Genomic DNA, 19097 nt, shown 5'->3' with positions numbered 1-19097 from the left:
AAGTGCAAAAACAAATCAAGATGTCCCTATGCGGCTTATTGGTGACAAGCATGCTGGCCATCACCCCCGGTTTCGCTTCGGCTGCTGGGGGCTTTCTTCCCTACGATGATATCAGCAAGCATTGGGCGCGAGGTTCGATTGTTCGCGGGGTTGAGGCGGGCCTGTTTGCCGCTGGAACCAGTGTCACGCATTTTTACCCCAATCGGGAAATGACTCGTGCCGAATTTTTGGCCATGCTTGATCGACTGTACAACAATGGAGGACAGTATTCGATCTATCCGCTGACCCTCCTGTCCGAACACGCGCAGATGTCAAAGGGAGAAGGCTTTGACGAGCCTTACCTGCCGTACAAGGATGTGGATCGCCTGACCTGGTGGTACCGTCCGATATTGCGCGTATCGTATCTGTTGGACCGATTGTACGGGCCTGGCGCCATTCAGGAGGTTTTCCCAGGGGAGAAGATGAACCCGACTCAAGCGATTAGCCAGGAAGAGGCTGCTAAGCTGTTGGCCCTTTATACGGCGACAACAGACAGCGGCAAGGCTTGGGACGAAGTCAAGGCATGGGGCTGGCTGGAGGGAGAGAAGAACGACAAGCTGAAGCGCGGTGAAGCTGCTGCGGCAGCGGACCGCCTGATCGACTTTTTGCTCCAGGACCAGATCTTGCCCTTGTTGGATTACGATAGCCAAAAATTTCCGATGGTTCCAGAGATTCAGGATATGTTTCCGTTGTTTGCTCACTACACCGAGCAAAAGACACCTGATGAACAGGCTTATTTCGATGCTGTGAGCGCGATTGTCAATCAGATGGACAGTGAGGAAACCTACCAGGTCTTGCGCAAGTTAGGCAGTGATTCTTTCCCTAATCAGATCGGGGTTCACTACTATCTGAGCTGGGACCCGACCCTTGAGTTTGCCGACAATCTGGACGAGGCTTTTCTGGCGATTGACGCTTACTTCGCAGACAAAATGATCCTGCCGGAAACGTTGCGCCTTTTGTGTGCCAACGTCTACGATATCTCTTTGCAGATGGGCAACAAGAAACCAAAGGTGTATGGCGAGGTCCAAGAGCGCTTGGCTCGTTATCTGGAAAAGGTGAAAAAAGGCTCTGAGGAATGGGAAGCCTTGACTCTCTATCTGGCTGCTTTGGATGTGAAGGGAGGAAAGGTCGAGGAAGCGTTGGCGAGCTATCAATCTTTTGCAGCAGAGAACCACGAAGCGCTGATCAACGCTGTGTACTATCTGACGCGGCAAGACCGCCTGGATGAAGCGCAAGAGCTGGTCGCATCGATCAAGCCGTACCATAAAGACACGCGTATGATCCAACTGGTGAAGCTGCTGCAGCAGGATCTTGATTCGATGAAAGAGCAGTCCAAGATTGCTTTGGATTTGGCGTACAGCCTGCGCAAGATGGAGGCTTCCTCTACCGTGCAGGTAAAAGGGGAGTCGGTGTTGAGCGGGTATCTCTTCAAGTACACGCAAGAAATCGACCGGGAACGAAGAGCCAGCCGAACCACTGGTTATTATCAATCGCCCTATAAGCCGATTCTGGACAAAATGGAATCCTACACCGATGAGAAGTCTGAACGTCATTACACCTATGATTCGGAGTCCGAGAAGTGGGTAAGCGGCCGTACGAACAAAAGGGACTTTCTGCATGAATGGGTGGCGACGATCAGCATCAAGAATCGACTGAATGATTTGAATGCCCGGTACTACAAGCAAACGTTCGGGCGCTACGACGTGATCACGGAATGGATTCCGCGCACAGCCCTGGAAGAAAAATCGCGAGAGGTCTCGCTGGGAAAAGGAAAAATCAAGGTCGCACCGCTGTATATCAACAAGTACTACATAGACCGCGAGAGCAAAGAATTGGTTCAGCATGTATGGCGGTATGAGGAATTTTATGAGAACGAGGAATACGTGGCCTACTCGGGTACTGATTTTTACGACTATACTGCCAAGGTAAGGGTAACCATTCCGGAGCAGGTAAAGAATGAGGTGGGTCGATGAAAAGAATCACGCAATTGTTCTTGTCGGTCGTTATTTTTCTAAGTGCAGCCCTTCCTGTTTTTGCCAGTCAACCAACGTTCGCCGAGACGGTAGAAGTTTTCCATCATGTCATGGAAAGCCATCTCAGCAAGCCTAACGAAAATCAGTTGGTGCAGGGTGCTTTGAAGTATGTAAGCACGCTTGCAGATGAAGAGAAACAGGTAAAGCTGCTCTATTCCACCAGTGAGGGCACCATTGGGGATTTGAAGAGAAGGCTGGAAGAATGGGAGCGCAAGCCAGGGCTGGATGCGACGACGCTGAATCGCTGGGCAATCGAGGGAATGCTGGAAAGCCTCGACGATCCGCATAGCGTGTTTTTCACAGTAGATGAACTCCGACTATTCCAATCCAGTGTGGAGAACGAGTTTGTCGGATTTGGTTTTCGCTTGCGGTTGCAAAATGGGGCCTTTATCATTCGTGAAATCATACCGGAGTCGCCTGCTGCGGCTTCCGAATTGCAAAGAGGGGACCAAATCATCGGAGTAGATGATATTTCCCTTCAAGAAAAAAGCTTCGAGGAAGCGTATGCGTACCTGCGGGGTGAAGAAGGCAGCGAGGCACTGCTGAGGATCTACCGTCCCTCTGAAAAGCGGGAGCTGCAAGTGCCCCTGAAACGTGCGATGCTCACCCTGCCGGAAGCGGAGGGGAAGCTTTTTGACAATGAGCCGATCGGCTACATCCGTCTGGAGACATTTGGATCTGACGGCGCCTATCAGATTCGCGACCAGTTAGCTGCCTTTGATCGTTCGGGAAAACCGTTGAAAGGACTTATCCTCGATCTTCGAGACAATGGCGGAGGTTATCTGACGGCGGCAAGAGATATTGCCAGTCTGTTCATGGAGGAGGGTTTGCTCATGTACACGACCAACCGCAATGGCGTGGAAGTGGAAACATGGGTGCGCAATGGCAATTCGATCGGCATTCCGGTACGGATTCTGGTCAATGGCGGATCTGCTTCCGCTTCGGAACTGCTGGCTGGATCTTTACGCGACCACGAGATTGCGAAACTGGTGGGTACCAAGACGTATGGCAAGGGGAGTGCGCAACAGGTTATTCCGCTTTCCGAAGGGGACGCGCTCAAACTGACCTTGAATGAATATTTCACACCGAAGCACACTGTCGTCAATCACGTGGGGCTTACCCCGGATATTTTAGTGGAAGATGATGCGGCCCAAGTCATCGAAGCTTTGCAATCACTAGGTGTGAAAAGTTGGAAATTGGGCGATCAAGATGGCGATACAGTTGTCAATGGGGTCTCATTCCCCACTGTCCACCCCCTCTTTAAAGAGGATGCAAAAGGTTTGCAGATCCGTTCCGCTGTATTGACGCATCTGCTCGACCAAGAGGCAAGCGAAGAGGAGTATGTGTTGCTCGCGCCTTACCTCGAAGCACATAAGAATCTCTCGCTGGCAAAAGAAACGGATGGAACATTCACGCTTTTGTATACACAAAACTAAACATGGATGTGGATCAGCCCTCGTTCCGATCGGGAACGGGGGCTTCTTCGAGATGTTTGTGAATAGCATATTGTCCGCAATCAAACCCTATCTGAAGGTAAACGATTACGGATGAAGGGTGGCAGAAGGTTGAAAAAGGTGATTTTATTCCTCATAGACTCCATGATGCCAGATGTGCTTGAGCGCTGCATCGCTGCCAACCAAGCGCCAGGAATGCGGTTTTTGCTGGACGAAGGACAATACATACCGGATTGTGTAACCGTCTTCCCAACGATGACCGCATCCATCGACTGTTCGTTGATCTCAGGCGTCTATCCGGATCGGCACAAGGTCCCGGGGCTGGTCTGGTACGATCCGCGGGAAAAGAAAATGATCAATTACATCAACGGGTCCATGCCCGTACAAAGAATCGGAATTGCACACTGTGCCCGCAACGTCTTGTTTGATCTCAATGAGCGGCATCTAAGCCGGGAAGTGAAGACAATCCATGAAGTATTGGAAGAGAACAAGCTGGTATCAGGCTCGATCAATGTCATTGCCCATCGGGGACATAAACAACACAAAATCGATTTGCCGCCCGCCCTGGAAGCTCTGACGGGTTTCCAACTGAAGGAGAAAAAGGTGAGCGGTCCTACGATAATGAGTTTGGGAACTCTGGTTCGCCCAGGGATCTTTCGGCCGATTGTCTGGAATTTTGCCCAGACAGCACTGGACAGCTACGGAATCAATGACAAGCATGCAATCGATGTTTTGATCGAGGTCATCAAAAGCGGCAAACAGCCCCATTTCACCCTTGTCTATCTGCCGGATAACGATCACAAGCTGCACAAATCGCCGCAGGATGCGATCCAGCATCTAGCAGACGTCGACAGGCAGCTGGTACGCTTCCTTGACAGCTATGACTCCTGGGAGCAAGTGCTGGAGCGCAATGTGATCATCCTGATCAGCGACCATGGCCAGACGCTGATCGGGGAGAGTGAGGAGCATAATATTCATCTTGAGCAGCTTCTATTCGATCTGGTCATCCACCGTCTGGGAACCGATGTCACAGAGGCAGACGATGTCATCATCTGCAATAATGAGCGAATGTCTTTTTTGTACCCGGTTGGCAATTGTACTACAGAAAAGATCGTGGAAGCCGTCAGTGTTGACGCTCGCATCGATCTGATTGCATGGAAAGAAGGAAGTCAGGTAGTTGTACGGCGAGGCGGAAGCAGACAGGAGCTTCGCTTCTGGCGCGATGGAGAGTATAGAGATATCTACCAGGTATCATGGGGAATGCGAGGGGAGCGTGACATCCTGGATATCGATGTACAAGCTGGACAGATCCATTTTGACACCTATCCGGACGCGTTTTCTCGTTTGTACGGTGCGCTTTTTTCCCAGGAAGCGTCGGTTGTAGCAGTAACGGCCGCCCCCGGGTATCAATTTATTTCAGAAGTCTCCCCATCGCATCTCGGGGGAGGAAGCCACGGTTCCTTGCACAAGCAGGATTCGCTGATCCCGTTGGTCATTGCGGGTGCGTCGCAGCCCTTTGCAGTCCCGGCACGGCTAGTCGATGTGAAGTCCTTTATTTTGCAGGAGCTGCAGGTCTTCCAGGACGCAACTCTAGTTCCGCTATGACCGGGACATGATCGGACCAGGCTACAGGAGAGAGGCTGTACCGTTTGATCCACCAATGCGAGGAAGCGAAAATGTAATCGAGGCGTCGGCGGAAGGCAGGCAGGGTAGGCATGCCCTCCTTGCCCATCTCCAGCGCACAGTCCAAAAGGTCCGGAGCGAAGCTTACATTCGACGCATTGAAGTCCCCGAACAAAAGGAGGGGAGTCTCGAGGTCTTCGGCAGCTAGTGACCGCAACCGCTGTACCTGCATGGCTCGGCTTCCTGCTTGCAAGCTGCAATGGGTATTCCAGACGCGTATCTCGCGCCCCTGCAACAGGAGGGTGGCGGAGAGCAGCGTCCTTTTTTCGCGTTTCGCCGGCAAGAGAATGCTCCCGGATTCCTTGCAGGGCAGACGCGTTAAGAGGGCATTGCCGTAAAAGCCATCTGCCAACGCGATGGATGGCGAGAAAACAAGCGTATAGGATAGCTGTTCGGACAAATATTGCGCCTGATAGCCATATTTACTGTTCTCATGGACCTCCTGCAGACAGATTACGTCGGCATCCAGGGCGAGCAGCGTCCTGGCCATCTGGACCAGACGATTGCGCCAGAAAAGGTCCCGACCACTATGAATATTGTAGCTGATTACACGTATCATCTGGTATCCTTGAAGAGTGTGACATGGATCGTGGAAATGGTAAGAACCACTAATTATTTAGCATTTCCTGTTGCTTTTCGTTTTAGCCTATGCTATATTAAAAATCGTCGCCTCTGCGTGAAGTGACATTTGAATAAAACATCCTTTTCATACGGAGAGTTACCCAAGAGGCCGAAGGGGACGGTTTGCTAAACCGTTAGTATGCGCAAGCGTAGCGAGGGTTCGAATCCCTCACTCTCCGCCATTTCTATTTCACACAAGAGTTGAGGAATGGTTTTTTCTTTGTTATGGCGGCGTAGCTCAGCTGGCTAGAGCGTTCGGTTCATACCCGAAAGGTCGGGGGTTCGAGCCCCTCCACCGCTACCACAGGGGCATAGTTTAACGGTAGAACAAAGGTCTCCAAAACCTTTGGCGTGGGTTCGATTCCTACTGCCCCTGCCATTCAAGATTTAGATCTGATTATATATGGCGGTCGTGGCGAAGGGGTTAACGCACCGGATTGTGGCTCCGGCACTCGTGGGTTCAAGTCCCATCGATCGCCCCATATTACGGGAGTATAGCCAAGTGGTAAGGCACGGGTCTGCAAAACCTTCACCCCCGGTTCAAATCCGGGTACTCCCTCCAACCTGTCCCAGTAGCTCAGCTGGATAGAGCAACGGCCTTCTAAGCCGTCGGTCGGGAGTTCGAATCTCTCCTGGGACGCCATTGCAAATAATCGTTCAACGGAATCCCCGCTCGTACTCGATGAAATTCATTGAGTGCGAGCGGGGATTTTTTGTGGTTTTCTTTTTCAATATAATTGGCAATATTATGATAATATAGATGATAAAAGGAAAAGGGTTCGCGATGAGACAATTATCTATCCTCATGCTCGTTTTGGTTACTCTCTTTCATTTTGCTCCGGCAACTCTGGCAGAATCAGATACAACGCAAAAGAAAGATGAACAGGTTACTCCATTGTTAAAGGTTATTGATGACCTGGCTGAAACCACTCTCAAGTTTAACAAAGAGGAGTATTCTCCTGGCGAAACCATTGAGTTTACGGCCGAAACAAAGAGGGTCGGAACATACGTAAGGGGTTCAGTTAGAGCCTCGATTGACTTTGAAGATGTGCGAATGAGATACGATCTGACGTCAACGAAAAAGGCATACAAAGTGAAAGGAAAGATTACAGCACCAGACACCGAAGGTACGATTCGAGTTGGGTACTATATTCACATGAAAGATGATTCAGGAAAGTTATGGATCGGATTACAGTCAAAAATAGTAACGATAAAAGCTGCAAAAACACTTTCTCTAAGTCCATCAGAAGCAACCATTAAAGTTGGGGAAGAATTGTTATTGATCGGAAAGCACTCGAAAGAACGAAAAGCCGAAACGGGCTGGAATGCTAACGGGGATACAGGGTATTATACATTGACTAAAAACGTAGTACATTTACCGGACGAGGACGGGTATCGCATGGAAGTGTCTTCATTTGTAGCAGGAAAGCTGGGGGTATACAAGATTTATTACGGAATCGACTATGAGGAAGACGGCAAGAGTGAACACGAATCTCTTTCTGCAAAAATAACGGTCGTGGAGCAGTAGAATATAGGGATGAGTCGCCCGCTTATCGGAGAATCTCCGGTAGGTGGGTTTTTGTTTCAAACAGGTGTGATCCAGGTGGCTTGATGCCAATTTGACTGACAGCGGAAGAGCACGTATACTAATAGACGAAATAAAGGGCTGTGCTATCTCAGCACCGAAAAAAATGGAACTTCCTACGTACTCGAGGAAAGAGTGGAGTGCAAAGGATGTTATTTTTTTTCAAGTAAAAAAGAAGGGGTGCGCTATGAGACCTATGAGACGAGTAACACTAACATTTTTAATACTTGCAATGATCGCCACAATCGTCGGATGCTCTCCAAAGGACGATCCGAAAGAGACGCTTGAAAAATACTATTCACGGATTATCAACGAGGAATATAATTTTGCATACGCATATCTTTCGGAAGCTGACAAGAAGGTTACGAAAAGAGACGACTTTATCCTGTTCATGGAACTAGACGCAGATGTTACCGGATTAAACAAGGTGGAAATCACGCAGGTCGAGAAGAAAGGCGATACCATCGTGTTCAATGTCGTCGAGAATCGGCATGACTACATGGATGAAAAGGACAAAGACACCACGGTCAAACGCACTGTCGTCGCAGAAGATGGCGAGTGGAGGGTAAAAGCTGAAGGAGATTTCGCCACCTTGATTGTGGATCGTCAGGCCAAGATCGGAGCTATGTATTTAAACGGAACCGCCGGCAAGGCCTTAGACCCTGCAAAAGCCGCGACCCGGTTCGAGGATGTTCTCAAACGCGATCCATCTTTTTATCCTGCAAATTACGGACTAGCCGCTTCCTATGTAAAATTGAAGAAATATGAAGACGCGATCCCGCTTGCCACCAAATATGTGGAATCCGCTGCCGGCAATAATGAGAAGTCAAATGGGATGAACCTGATCGGTATCTGCTACGATGCTACCGGCAACAAAGAGAAGGCAAAAGAGGCATTCCAGAAAGCCGTCGAGCTGAACCCAGAGAACCAGCTTGCACAAAAAAACTTGAGCCGGTTCAAATAAAACCCATTTTGGAATGATTCACACAATCTGCAATCCTCCTGCAATGCTTCGTTTGCAGGGGGGTTTTCATTTTTCATTCCGTAAGCGTCTATTCTCAGCAATGCCATTCCTTGTCCATCTTTCCTCCGATTTAAACTGGATCAAGGGTTCGTTGATTTGGTATAATGACTTGATGGTTAAGCATGGCTGATAACCGGGTACCAGGGGACGATCCCTGAATGGCCCGAAGTGGCTGGAAGCAGATCGTGTAGATGCGACATATAAGTCAGCCGCGAGGAGGGAGTAAAACGAATGAATCCTGCAAGCAACCAAACAAGCTGCGATACTCCACTCTTGTGGGGGGATAAACGATACCATACATGGAACTACCATCTTCGTGAGACGTTTCAGGAGAAAATTTTCAAGGTTCCGCTGGACGGCGGGTTTAGCTGCCCCAACCGAGATGGCAAGGTAGCGACAGGAGGCTGCACCTTTTGCAGCGCGAGAGGCTCAGGAGATTTCGCCGGTGATCGCCGTATGGATTTGGAACGGCAGTTTCACGATGTAAAGAACCGGATGCACGAAAAATGGCCGAATGCCAAGTATCTTGGTTTTTTTCAAGCCTATACCAATACCTACGCACCCGTCGAGGAACTGCGCGAGATGTATGAAGTGATCTTGAAACAGGAAGGCGTCGTCGGTCTTTCCATCGCGACGCGCCCCGATTGTCTGCCTGACGATGTCATCGAGTATCTTGCAGAGCTGAATGAGCGCACGTATTTGTGGGTGGAGCTGGGACTGCAAACGATTCACGAGCACACGGCACAATTGATCAATCGGGCGCATGATTACCAATGCTATGTGGATGCGGTGGAGAAGCTGCGCAAGCACAATATCCGCATCTGCTCCCATATTATTTACGGGTTGCCGCAAGAAAGCCGCGAAGAGATGATGCAGACAGCGAATGCAGTGGCACATCTCGATGTCCAAGGGATCAAGATTCACCTGCTCCATCTCTTGCGCAAGACGCCGATGGTCAAGCAATATGAGGCGGGACTGCTTGAATTTCTCTCCCAAGAGGAATATACCAACCTGGTCGCCGATACCCTGGAGATTCTCCCACCGGAGATGATTGTGCACCGGGTCACTGGTGACGGTCCCCCGGATTTGCTGATTGGTCCGATGTGGAGCCGTAAAAAATGGGAGGTCCTCAACGGCATCGACGCCGAGTTGAAGCGCCGCAATACCTGGCAAGGGAAGTTTTACGTTCCAGACGCGAAGTAATCAAGCCGATAGCCTTTCTGCTTTGCCTGTAGCGGGTGAGTGGAAGGCTATTTTTCTTTCAGGCGCAGGCTTTTCCATACTTTTCGAGCCCTGCCGGGATAGTTTGTTATGATCCCGTCTACCTCCATTGCGAATGATTCCCTGATTTCGCGCTCGTTGTCGACGGTCCAGACGATAACCGGGTAATCATGGGCATGGGCTTGTGCGACCAACTCCGGTGACAATTGGTCGTACGGCACGTGAAGCTCATCGGCCTGATAGCGGGTCGCGATCTCCCAGGGAGACTTGAGCGCACCCACGTACAGCAGCGCTGTAGACTGAAATGGATCGAGCTCTTTGATTCTGGCCAGGCTGTCGAAGTTGAACGAGGAAATAACGGTTCGTTCTGTCAGCTGGAAACGCCGAATCATTTCAATCAATTTTTCCTCCAGTTGCGGCTGGGGAAACAGCAGGTTCTTCATCTCAATGCTGAAGCGGATCGAACTGTCCGCAAAGTGCTGGAATACCTCCCGCAGCGCAGGAATTCTCACTCTGGGGAAATGCAGGGAGGAATCTTTATCCGCACGGTATTGTCGCAGTTCTTCCATCGTATGATTCCGTACAAACCCGCTGCCGCTTGTGGTCCGATCCAGTATATGATCGTGAATGACGGCTAGTTTGTCATCCTTGGTCAACTGGACGTCTAGTTCAATGCCGGTTGCTCGTTTCTTCACGGCAGCTTGGAACGCTTCCATGGTGTTTTCCGGATATTGGCCGGAGGCGCCGCGATGGGCATAGATGATGGGCGGCATGTGAGGCTTCCTCCTTTCATGCAAGTTTGCCTCTCTACATGCATATGTAAAAAACCCCTCTTTACGACTCCTGCAGAGGGGCTGAACCATCTGGTTAATTACACGCGACGAGAACGATCACCAGAAGGACAAACAAGACCAATATCAATGTGAAATCGCTGTTGCTGCAGCTCATAACAAACCCCCTCCTTCCCGAATCAAACATCTCCCTTCCAGTAGTCTATGATCAAAAATAAGAATGGCTCTCGGCTTCTACCTAACCGAAAGAAGTGGTTCATTGTACAGATTGGCGGATGACGAAAATGGCTGTTACGCTACAATGAAGGAAAGAGGAGCGGGAGGGGAGCTTGAGATGAATAACGAAATACAGAATATGGTAAATAATGGAGATTTGGTTTTGGATCATCAGAACAGACGAGTGAAGCTTCACGTATACGATCCGCAACAGATCGACGAACTGGATGCGATGCTGCGTCAGCAAGCAGCCAAGATGGATGCGACCAAAGTGATCGTGTACGCGAAAAGAGCAGATGTGGAGAAATGGCAAGCACTCGGCTATCGTCTGGAAGGAACCATTGAGGGCTTTTTTCATGGGGAACACGCCCATATGCTCACTTGCTACTTGAGTGCAGAGCGGGCGAACTCTGCAGCACCCGAGCTAGCAGATGAATACCTGGCTCTTAGCTTGTCCAAGGCAGGGAATGGAGAAAAGAAGGAATTGCCCGCTGCATACAGCATGCGCGAGGCGACCGAGGCTGATGCGGAAGAACTGGCAAGCTTGTACAAGTTGGTATTTGCTACGTATCCGACTCCGATGGACGACCCTCACTACATTCGCAAGACTATGAAGGAGGGAACACGCTATGTTGTCGTGGAGCATGAGGGGAAAATCGCCTGTGCAGCCTCTGCAGAGGTGTCTGAGCGTTTCGGATCGGCCGAGATGACGGATTGTGCTACACATCCAGAGCACGCTGGAAAAGGCCTGCTCCAACCCCTTTTCGTAGAGTTGGAGCAGATGATGGAGCAACAGGGAATCTACTATTTGTACACATTGACCCGTGCCCAGTCTGCTGGCATGAACGTGACAGCTGCCAAAATGGGGTATCAATACCGCGGAAGGCTGATTAACAACTGCACGATTTTTTCAGGCTTTGAAGACATGAATATTTGGGTGAAAGCGCTTCGGCCTACGAAGGAATAATGAACCAGACCTCGGGCTACGGGGCTGGGGGATACAGATGCTGCTGGAGGCGGCGCGCCATCAAGGCGAGATGAAGCTGCCAGCGCTGATGGGCATCTTCCAGACTGCAGCCCGTTTTCTCTTCAATCTGGGTAATCCGGTATTTGAGCGTATGCCGGTGAATGTACAAAGCCTGGGATGTCTGCAGCCCGTTGCCATTGTGGCGTAGATAGGCGTCCAGGGTCTCCAGTAGCTGCATGTTGTGTTTGGTATCGTAGCGGATCAATGGGTCGAGCAAAGGCCGCCACAATGCCATCAGACTCTCTTGGCTGCGATGATAAGGGAAGAGAAACTGGTAGCCGCGCATCTCGCTGTAGCGCAGAAAGTCTGGGGGAGCAGCGAGAAACGGATACGCTTGCAGCGCAAACATGGCTTCTTCTGCCGCTCTGTCTACGCGGGGAAGCGGATCGCAGGGATTGCTTACCCCGATGTGCATCGGCTGATCTGGATAGAGCTGTTCCCAACGAGATGCTAATTGCTGCAAAAGCAGCAGGCTTGTCCGCTCATCCGGCAGGACAAAAAACAGGCAGTGGGGACGCTCGCGCAGAAGGTAGGAGCGTTTCTGCCGATCGCAGAGGCGGCGCATGAGCGTGATTGCGTTCTGATGCAGTTCGCTCGAGTCCGTATCTTGCCCGTTTACACGGACAGCCGCTACGAAATGCCTGCCTTGCAGAGGATAACCCAGCATGCGGCAACGGCTCTCCAACTCCGTCTCGTTCATTTCCTTGCCGCTTAGCAATTCTTCTACGAAATCTCCCTTTAACCGCCATTCTGTAGCAGAAACGGCGCGTTCTTTTACATACTCCAGCGCACACAAGGTAGCGGCATGCTGCAAAGCGACGTCATCCAGTTCCTTCCACAGATGCTTGGGCTTGGACAGCGTCAAGCTGCCGAAATGTTCACGGCTGGCTCGGATTGATACGGCGTGCGCTCTCTCTTTTTCCTCTCCTGTTCGCTCGCTTGTCCGAGGTCCATGCTGGACGACTTCAAATCCCAGGGCATCCACGAGGATTACCGCCCCGCCTGTCAGCTTTGCCAGCTCTTCGATGATGGCGGACAATCCGCCTTTGGACAACGCTGCTTCGATCATCTGGTTGTGAATCGCCTGGGAGTAGGCGAGGGTTTCGAATTGCCGGTTTACGATTGGCTGAAGGATCGCCTTGGTAATCGTGGAAAAATTGATTTCCACGGGGATTTCGATCAAAGGAAGACGGTACAAGTCAGCCTGCTGAATAAATTCCTGCGGGATTTCTCGCAGATAAAATCCGGTGTGAATCGCGACGCCGCTCAGCTTTTGACGGGCAAGCGAAGGGATGAAGGAGGCGAGGCGTTTGGAATCACCGTCCAGACCAAACCCGGTCGTGATCAAAAACTCGCCTTCCTGCAGGCGACTGGGGTCTTCCAGCACTTCGACAATGGTCACCCAACGGATTGGATGGTCTAATCCGCCCGCTCCGGCGATGAGCTTCGTCTGTACCATATCCGGGAGTTGCAGGGCTTCGCGTATGGTAATCGACATGCACAACTTCCCTCCTCCACATTCTCTTTATACAAAATGTACAAAAGATTTCGTCTCTTGACCATGTTTTTTTGCCAGGCAGTCGGATGGCGGAAGGGATCAGGTCGGCTAGGATGAAGAGAGAAGGAGAGGTGGCTTTTATGACAAGAAGTTATGTAATCAAACCTGAATTGGGGAAGACATATCCGTATATCTCTCATGGCAAAGGCATCTATCTCTACGATCAGGAGGGAAAACGCTACATCGACGGCTGCGGCGGAGCGGTAACAGCCAGTATCGGCCATGGAGTGGAAGAAGTGGCAGAAGCCATGTACGCCCAAGCCCAAAAAGTAAGCTTCGCGTACCGTTCGCATTTTAGCAGTGACGCAGTGGAGGCATTGGGAGCGAAGCTGGCGGAATGGGCACCTGGCTCGCTGAACTGGACCTTTTTTGTCAGCAGTGGATCGGAAGCGACGGAAACCGCGCAAAAAATCGCAATCCAGTATTGGCAGGAAAAGGGCAGACCGACGAAAAACCGCATCATCTCCCGCTGGATGAGCTATCATGGCATCACGATGGGCGCGCTCTCGATGTCCGGTCACGTATTGCGCCGCAAGCGTTTTGTCCCCTTGTTGGAAGACTATCCGACGATTTCCCCGCCGTATCCGTACCGCCGTCCCGAGGGAATGTCGCTGTCCGAGTACGGCCTGCAATGCGCCAACGAGCTGGAGGCGGCTATATTGCGCGTCGGCGCTGATCAGGTTGCAGCTTTTATTGCCGAGCCGGTGATCGGTGCATCCGGTGGAGCCGTCGTACCGCCTGATGGTTATTTTCAGAGAATTCGAGAAATATGCGATAAATACGAAGTGCTGTTTATAGCTGATGAAGTGATGACGGGTGTCGGACGCACCGGAAAAACATTCGGCATGGATCATTGGGGTGTTGTACCGGACCTGATGACGCTCGGGAAGGGAATGAGCGCGGGCTATACACCGATGGCAGCGACCATCGTCACCGACGAGATCATCGAGACCATCACCCAAGGAAGCGGCTTGATCATGGCAGGCCACACCTACAGCGCCAATCCCCAATCAGCTGCCGTATCTCTGGCTGTGCTGCAATATGTGGAGAAGCATCAATTAATCGAAAAATCCGCCGAACAAGGGGCCTATCTGCTGCAACGTCTGGAAGCGCTGGCTGAAGAACTGCCTCTGATCGGTGAAGCGCGAGGGCTCGGCATGCTCTGCGGTCTGGAGTTCGTCCGCGACAAGGCGACCAAAGAAGCATTTCCGCTATCTGCAGGCGTCGCTTCCAAGGTGATCGCCAAGTCCTTTGAGAAAGGGCTGATCATCTATCCGGCAATCGGAGGGTTGGATGGAGTAGCCGGGGATGCCATTATCGTAGCTCCGCCTTTGACCATCACGAAAAGCGAGATCGATGAGCTGATCGCGATCCTGCGGGAGGCGATTCTCGCCGTACAACAGGACCTGCAAGAGAAAGCGATGTTCAGATAGGAGGAACATTCATGACCAACCGGTTTGAGAAAGTGATTTCGATAGAAGAAGCAGCCGAGTATTTCCGAGATGGAATGACCTTGCTGGCTGGCGGGTTTGGCGGGGTAGGGAATCCTCCTACCCTCGTCCAGACGATTCTGGACAAAGGGGTTAAAGACATCACCTTGATCAGCAATGACACGGCTTTTCCCTGGATCGGAATCGGCAAGCTGATTACGGAAAAACGAGTGAAGAAAGTGATTGCGTCCCATATCGGCTCCAATCCCAATGCAGGTGCGCAAATGACGGCTGGGGAACTGGAAGTGGAGTTTTGTCCACAGGGAATCCTGGCAGAGCGGGTACGCGCTGGCGGTGTCGGGCTGGGCGGGATTTTATCGGACGTCGGAATCGGCACGATTGCTGAAAAAGGCAAGCAGAAGCTGACTTTGGACGGCAAGGAATACCTGCTGGAGACGCCTTTGACGGCAGAGGTGGCAATCGTCCACGCAAAAAAAGCAGATCGTTTTGGCAATCTCGTCTACGACACCAGCGCGCGCAATTTCAATCCACTGGTCGCGATGGCAGGGGATATCACGATTGTAGAAGCGGATGAGATCGTCGAGGTCGGGGAGCTGCCTTCGGAGGAAATCGTGACACCGGGTGTCTTCGTCAACTTTATCGTGCAAAGCAAAGGGGTGAACTGGCAATGGGCGTGGGAGAAGTAAGGGAAAATGAAGGGTATCGCGAGCGAATCGCCCGCCGCGCTGCACAGGAAGTCGAAGATGGAATGATCATCAACTTGGGGATCGGCATCCCCACACTGGTAGCCGATTTTATTCCTGCGAACAAGCGAGTCATGTTTCATGCCGAAAACGGCATTTTGGGTACAGGACCAAGCCCTGCCAAAGGGGAGGAGAATCCCATGCTGTGCAATGCAGGAGGTTTTCCGGTCACACTCGCTCAGGGAGCTTCCTTTTTTGATAGTGCTGTCGCTTTTGCCATCATCCGCAGGGGCTTGCTGGACATGACGATTCTCGGGGTCTTGGAGGTAAGCCAAAGCGGGGATATTGCCAACTGGATCGTTCCCGGAAAACGTGTTCCGGGTATGGGCGGAGCCATGGAGCTGGCGCAGAAAGCAAAAAAAGTGCTGGTCGTCACGACCCACCTAGATAAAAACGGACGTTCCAAGATCGTACGCGAATGTTCGTTGCCGCTGACAGCCCGGAATGCCGCCAATCTGATTATCACGGACATGGCAGTTATGGAAGTTATGCCGGATGGGCTTTATCTGCGAGAGGTCATGTATCCGTACAGCGTAGCTGACGTGATCGGCGCGACTGAAGCTGTTTTGAAAATCGAAGGAGATGTCGAGGTCTTTCGCTAGGCAAGTCCACATAAATTGGTGGTATGAAGGAGGCTAATAGCAATGGCGAATTGGCAATCGCTCGTACATGAACAGGTGCAAAAAGAGCGGGAAGCAGCTACCGCGCTGCTGCAAGAGTGGGTGCGACATCCAAGTGTATCAGGAGCGGAATATTCGATTCAGGAGAGTATTGCAAAGCGCTTGGCCTCGATGGGGCTGGATGTGGACCTTTGGGTGATGGGCGGCGAAGAGCTGATCAAGCATCCGTATTTTGTCTCCCCTCGACAACAGTTTGAGGGAAGCCCCAACGTTGTCGGTGTCTGGAAGGGGACAGGCGGGGGACGCTCCATCATTTTGAACGGACACGTGGACGTAGTGCCGGCGGGGGATGAGGCGCAGTGGGAGCAGCCGCCATTCAGCGGTGAGGTGCTCGACGGCAAGCTTTACGGCCGGGGGGCCACGGATATGAAGGGGGGCAATCTCTCCTCCCTGCTCGCCATTCAGGTTCTGCAAGCGCTGGGTGTCAAGCTCAAGGGAGATGTCATTTTTCAAAGTGTTGTAGAGGAGGAGAGCGGGGGAGCGGGTACGCTGTCTACCATCCTTCGCGGCTACAAAGCGGATGCGGCATTGATTCCGGAGCCGACCAATATGAAAATCTTCCCCAAGCAGCAGGGCTCCATGTGGTTCCGGCTATTGGTGAAGGGGCGCTCTGCTCATGGCGGGACTCGTTACGAGGGTGTCAGCGCCATTGAGAAAAGCCTTCTGGTCGTGCAAGCGATCGGTCAATTGGAAAAAGTGCGCAATGATCGCATGACAGACCCGTTGTACGCCAAGCTGCCGATTCCGATTCCGATCAATATCGGTGTAATCGAAGGTGGCAAATGGCCGTCATCTGTAGCTGATTTAGTCAAGCTGGAGGGCCGCATGGGAGTAGCGCCTGGCGAGCAGATGGAGGATGCCAAGGCGGAAATGCAGGCTGCTCTGTCAGCTCTGGCGCAGATTGATCCGTGGTTTGCCGAACATCCGGTCGAGCTCGAATGGTATGGCGCACGCTGGGTGCCTGGTGCCGTAGAGGAAGACCATCCCTTGATGGAAATTCTCCACAATCAGTTTGTCGCCATTACAGGTGAGAGAGCTGTGGTGGAGGCATCGCCGTGGGGGACGGACGGCGGATTGCTGACTGCCCTGGCAGACACTCCTGCGATTGTGGTAGGTCCGGGTGTGACACAGGTCGCGCATTACCCCAACGAGTACATCGAGCTGGACGATGTGTTTCGCTGTGCAGAGATTTTTGCCTTGACCCTGATCGAATGGTGCGGTGTAAGCGAATCGTAGCATAGGAGGATGGTCTGGTGAAGAAACCTTGTTACATCGGTGGAAAATGGGTGCAGAGCGCAGAGCATGTCCCGCTTTTTTCTCCGTACAGCGGCGAGGAGATAGCACTGATCTCGTCGGCGGATGAAGGAATGGTTGACCTAGCCATTACAGCTGCACAGGCGGCATCCCCGATTATGCGGAAAATGCCTGCCTACCGACGTGCTACAATCTTGGAGAACCTTTCCCTGTTGCTGAATGAGCGCATGGAGGAAGCGGCGAGAATCATCGCCCTGGAGGCTGGCAAACCGATCAAGACAGCCAGGGGCGAAATCATTCGCACGATTCAAACGTACAAGTTCGCGGCAGAGGAAGCCAAGCGGATACACGGTGAGACGATTCCCATGGACGCTGCCATCGGGGGAGAAGGACGGCTGGCGTACACGGTCAGGGAGCCCTTGGGCGTGATCGGAGCGATTACCCCCTTCAATTTTCCCTTCAATCTTGTCGCCCATAAAGTGGGACCGGCCTTGGCGGCAGGCAATACGATTGTGCTGAAGCCTGCTTCACAGACGCCGCTCTCTGCGTTGTTTCTCGCTGAAATCGCAGAGCAGGCGGGGGTGCCTCCAGGGGCGTTGAACGTAGTGACGGGAAGCGGCGCTGTCGTAGGCGACAGGTTGGTTCGTGATCCCCGGGTTAAGGCGATCACCTTTACGGGAAGCCCAGCAGTCGGGATTGATATTCGCAACCGAGCAGGCTTAAAGCGCGTCACTTTGGAGCTTGGCTCCAATTCTGCGGTCATTGTCGATCGAGATGTCGAGCTGGACGAAGTGATTCCCCGCTGTATTTTTGGCGCCTTCGCGTACTCTGGACAGGTATGTATATCCGTACAGCGAATCTACGTGGTACGTGAGCGCTATGACGAATTTGTCCGCCGATTCGTTATGGAGACCGGGAAGCTGCGGGGAGGCGACTCGCTTGACGAGGAAGCCGATTATTCTGCGATGATCCACCCTGCTGAGACGAAGCGCGCCCTCTCCTGGATCCAGGAAGCGGTAGAGCAAGGCGCCAAGGTCGCTTGCGGCGGAGAGCTGGAGGGGCGGATCCTCCAGCCGACTGTTATGACAGATGTTCCAGCTGATGCCAAGGTTTCTTGTCAGGAGGTATTTGGTCCCGTCGTGCTGATACATCCCATTGATTCCGTAGAACAAGGGATCGCCTTCGTCAATGACTCGCGCTATGGCTTGCAGGCAGGTGTCTATACCAATCATCTGGCTACGGCGATGCAAGCTGCGGAAGACCTGCAAGTAGGTGGTGTGCTGATCAACGATATTCCGACCTTCCGCGTAGACCATATGCCGTATGGCGGCGTAAAAGAGAGCGGCATGGGACGCGAAGGGGTTAAATACGCAGTCGAAGAATTGTCGGAGATGAAGCTGGTCGTCATGAAGAGATAGCGGGTGCTATGGCCTCGCTTTTCTTTTTTTCTTCCTCTTGCGCAAATTGGATTTTTTGTGCTATAGTATATCTTGTGTCTCATATTGGAGGGATACCGAAGTGGTCATAACGGGGCGGTCTTGAAAACCGTTAGGCGGCAACGTCACGGGGGTTCGAATCCCTCTCCCTCCGCCATATTTCGTAAGAACAGCAGGTAGACAAGCTCTGCCTGCTTTTTTGTTTTTTTAGAAACGATATCCCATCTTTTACCTCTGGAACCAGATGTTCGCTTGGTGCATAATGGAGATGCAAGCAAATT

At 51.9% G+C, this 19097-nt stretch carries 16 protein-coding genes and 7 tRNA genes; 19 read left to right on the top strand and 4 right to left on the bottom strand.

Annotated elements, in window-relative coordinates; translation table 11 throughout:
* Positions 1-2 precede the first annotated feature (2 nt).
* The 3 genes from T458_RS32925 to T458_RS32915 all read left to right on the top strand — a co-directional run bounded on the left by T458_RS32925 (position 3) and on the right by T458_RS32915 (position 5131).
* Positions 3-2012: an S-layer homology domain-containing protein gene (locus T458_RS32925; protein ID WP_023554758.1), complete on the top strand. Its 2010-nt coding sequence runs from the start codon at positions 3-5 to the stop codon at positions 2010-2012.
* Positions 2009-3508: a S41 family peptidase gene (locus T458_RS32920; RefSeq protein ID WP_023554757.1), complete on the top strand. Its 1500-nt coding sequence runs from the start codon at positions 2009-2011 to the stop codon at positions 3506-3508. The genes T458_RS32925 and T458_RS32920 overlap by 4 nt, the downstream gene beginning before the upstream one ends.
* 138 nt (positions 3509-3646) lie before the next feature.
* On the top strand, positions 3647-5131 hold the full coding sequence (locus tag T458_RS32915; protein WP_252989813.1) for an alkaline phosphatase family protein: 1485 nt from the start codon (positions 3647-3649) through the stop codon (positions 5129-5131).
* Here T458_RS32915 and T458_RS32910 read toward each other — a convergent pair.
* Positions 5079-5768, bottom strand: a complete 690-nt coding sequence (locus T458_RS32910) for an endonuclease/exonuclease/phosphatase family protein (protein WP_023554755.1) — start codon at positions 5766-5768, stop codon at positions 5079-5081. The two genes, T458_RS32915 and T458_RS32910, sit on opposite strands and share 53 nt — an antisense overlap.
* A gap of 153 nt (positions 5769-5921) precedes the next feature.
* Here T458_RS32910 and T458_RS32905 point away from each other — a divergent pair.
* The 9 genes from T458_RS32905 (at position 5922) to T458_RS32865 (ending at position 9642) form a co-directional block, all read left to right on the top strand.
* Positions 5922-6012, top strand: a tRNA-Ser gene (locus tag T458_RS32905).
* A 45-nt stretch (positions 6013-6057) separates the two neighbouring features.
* A tRNA-Met gene (locus T458_RS32900) sits at positions 6058-6134 on the top strand.
* A 1-nt stretch (position 6135) separates the two neighbouring features.
* Positions 6136-6209, top strand: a tRNA-Trp gene (locus T458_RS32895).
* Between the two features lie 27 nt (positions 6210-6236).
* Positions 6237-6312: transfer RNA gene (locus tag T458_RS32890), tRNA-His, on the top strand.
* 6 nt (positions 6313-6318) lie between these two features.
* Positions 6319-6392, top strand: a tRNA-Cys gene (locus tag T458_RS32885).
* A gap of 4 nt (positions 6393-6396) precedes the next feature.
* Positions 6397-6473: transfer RNA gene (locus T458_RS32880), tRNA-Arg, on the top strand.
* Between the two features lie 141 nt (positions 6474-6614).
* Positions 6615-7358 carry a hypothetical protein gene (locus tag T458_RS32875; protein WP_023554754.1) on the top strand — a complete coding sequence of 248 codons (744 nt, stop codon included), beginning with the start codon at positions 6615-6617 and terminating at the stop codon, positions 7356-7358.
* Positions 7359-7449: 91 nt separating this feature from the next.
* A complete protein-coding gene (locus tag T458_RS32870) occupies positions 7450-8379 on the top strand; it encodes a tetratricopeptide repeat protein (RefSeq protein WP_084567908.1) in 930 nt (309 codons plus the stop codon).
* A 291-nt stretch (positions 8380-8670) separates the two neighbouring features.
* Positions 8671-9642 carry a tRNA modification radical SAM protein MnmL/YtqA gene (locus T458_RS32865; protein ID WP_023554752.1) on the top strand — a complete coding sequence of 324 codons (972 nt, stop codon included), beginning with the start codon at positions 8671-8673 and terminating at the stop codon, positions 9640-9642.
* Between the two features lie 47 nt (positions 9643-9689).
* Here the strand turns inward: T458_RS32865 and T458_RS32860 are convergent, their stop codons facing one another.
* Both T458_RS32860 and yjcZ read right to left on the bottom strand, forming a co-directional pair.
* Positions 9690-10433, bottom strand: a complete 744-nt coding sequence (locus tag T458_RS32860) for a glycerophosphodiester phosphodiesterase (RefSeq protein WP_023554751.1) — start codon at positions 10431-10433, stop codon at positions 9690-9692.
* Positions 10434-10527: 94 nt separating this feature from the next.
* Positions 10528-10608, bottom strand: a complete 81-nt coding sequence (yjcZ, locus tag T458_RS57870; RefSeq protein ID WP_354702686.1) for a sporulation protein YjcZ — start codon at positions 10606-10608, stop codon at positions 10528-10530.
* Between the two features lie 177 nt (positions 10609-10785).
* On the opposite strand from yjcZ, the gene ablB reads away from it, so the two are divergent.
* On the top strand, positions 10786-11634 hold the full coding sequence (gene ablB, locus T458_RS32855; protein ID WP_023554750.1) for a putative beta-lysine N-acetyltransferase: 849 nt from the start codon (positions 10786-10788) through the stop codon (positions 11632-11634).
* Between the two features lie 16 nt (positions 11635-11650).
* On the opposite strand, the gene T458_RS32850 is transcribed toward ablB, so the two are convergent.
* Complete coding sequence (locus T458_RS32850; RefSeq protein ID WP_023554749.1) at positions 11651-13192, bottom strand: PucR family transcriptional regulator; 1542 nt, start codon at positions 13190-13192, stop codon at positions 11651-11653.
* A gap of 140 nt (positions 13193-13332) precedes the next feature.
* Between T458_RS32850 and T458_RS32845 the strand changes: the two genes are divergently transcribed.
* From T458_RS32845 to T458_RS32820, 6 genes are all read left to right on the top strand, one after another.
* Complete coding sequence (locus T458_RS32845; RefSeq protein WP_023554748.1) at positions 13333-14685, top strand: aspartate aminotransferase family protein; 1353 nt, start codon at positions 13333-13335, stop codon at positions 14683-14685.
* An 11-nt stretch (positions 14686-14696) separates the two neighbouring features.
* Positions 14697-15389: a 3-oxoacid CoA-transferase subunit A gene (locus tag T458_RS32840; protein WP_023554747.1), complete on the top strand. Its 693-nt coding sequence runs from the start codon at positions 14697-14699 to the stop codon at positions 15387-15389.
* Positions 15371-16048: a 3-oxoacid CoA-transferase subunit B gene (locus T458_RS32835; RefSeq protein ID WP_023554746.1), complete on the top strand. Its 678-nt coding sequence runs from the start codon at positions 15371-15373 to the stop codon at positions 16046-16048. Before T458_RS32840 ends, T458_RS32835 begins: the two co-directional genes overlap by 19 nt.
* Before the next feature lie 42 nt (positions 16049-16090).
* Positions 16091-17362, top strand: coding sequence for a peptidase (locus T458_RS32830; protein WP_023554745.1), 1272 nt, complete (start codon positions 16091-16093; stop codon positions 17360-17362).
* Between the two features lie 17 nt (positions 17363-17379).
* Complete coding sequence (locus T458_RS32825; RefSeq protein WP_023554744.1) at positions 17380-18798, top strand: aldehyde dehydrogenase family protein; 1419 nt, start codon at positions 17380-17382, stop codon at positions 18796-18798.
* Positions 18799-18884: 86 nt separating this feature from the next.
* Positions 18885-18973: transfer RNA gene (locus T458_RS32820), tRNA-Ser, on the top strand.
* The last annotated feature ends 124 nt before the right edge of the window (positions 18974-19097 follow it).

This window comes from Brevibacillus panacihumi W25 (genome assembly GCF_000503775.1).
Taxonomy (GTDB): Bacteria; Bacillota; Bacilli; order Brevibacillales; family Brevibacillaceae; genus Brevibacillus; species Brevibacillus panacihumi_A.
The sequence above is the reverse complement of the archived record's forward strand: the minus strand, read 5'-3'. Positions and strand labels throughout refer to the sequence as shown.

Coding starts and splice junctions, on each gene's coding strand:
- T458_RS32920 (WP_023554757.1), top strand. CDS start 2,009: ATGAAAAGAATCACGCAATTGTTCTTGTCGGTCGTTATTTTTCTAAGT.
- T458_RS32910 (WP_023554755.1), bottom strand. CDS start 5,768: ATGATACGTGTAATCAGCTACAATATTCATAGTGGTCGGGACCTTTTC.
- T458_RS32875 (WP_023554754.1), top strand. CDS start 6,615: ATGAGACAATTATCTATCCTCATGCTCGTTTTGGTTACTCTCTTTCAT.
- T458_RS32865 (WP_023554752.1), top strand. CDS start 8,671: ATGAATCCTGCAAGCAACCAAACAAGCTGCGATACTCCACTCTTGTGG.
- T458_RS32860 (WP_023554751.1), bottom strand. CDS start 10,433: ATGCCGCCCATCATCTATGCCCATCGCGGCGCCTCCGGCCAATATCCG.
- yjcZ (WP_354702686.1), bottom strand. CDS start 10,608: ATGAGCTGCAGCAACAGCGATTTCACATTGATATTGGTCTTGTTTGTC.
- ablB (WP_023554750.1), top strand. CDS start 10,786: ATGAATAACGAAATACAGAATATGGTAAATAATGGAGATTTGGTTTTG.
- T458_RS32850 (WP_023554749.1), bottom strand. CDS start 13,192: ATGTCGATTACCATACGCGAAGCCCTGCAACTCCCGGATATGGTACAG.
- T458_RS32845 (WP_023554748.1), top strand. CDS start 13,333: ATGACAAGAAGTTATGTAATCAAACCTGAATTGGGGAAGACATATCCG.
- T458_RS32840 (WP_023554747.1), top strand. CDS start 14,697: ATGACCAACCGGTTTGAGAAAGTGATTTCGATAGAAGAAGCAGCCGAG.
- T458_RS32835 (WP_023554746.1), top strand. CDS start 15,371: ATGGGCGTGGGAGAAGTAAGGGAAAATGAAGGGTATCGCGAGCGAATC.
- T458_RS32830 (WP_023554745.1), top strand. CDS start 16,091: ATGGCGAATTGGCAATCGCTCGTACATGAACAGGTGCAAAAAGAGCGG.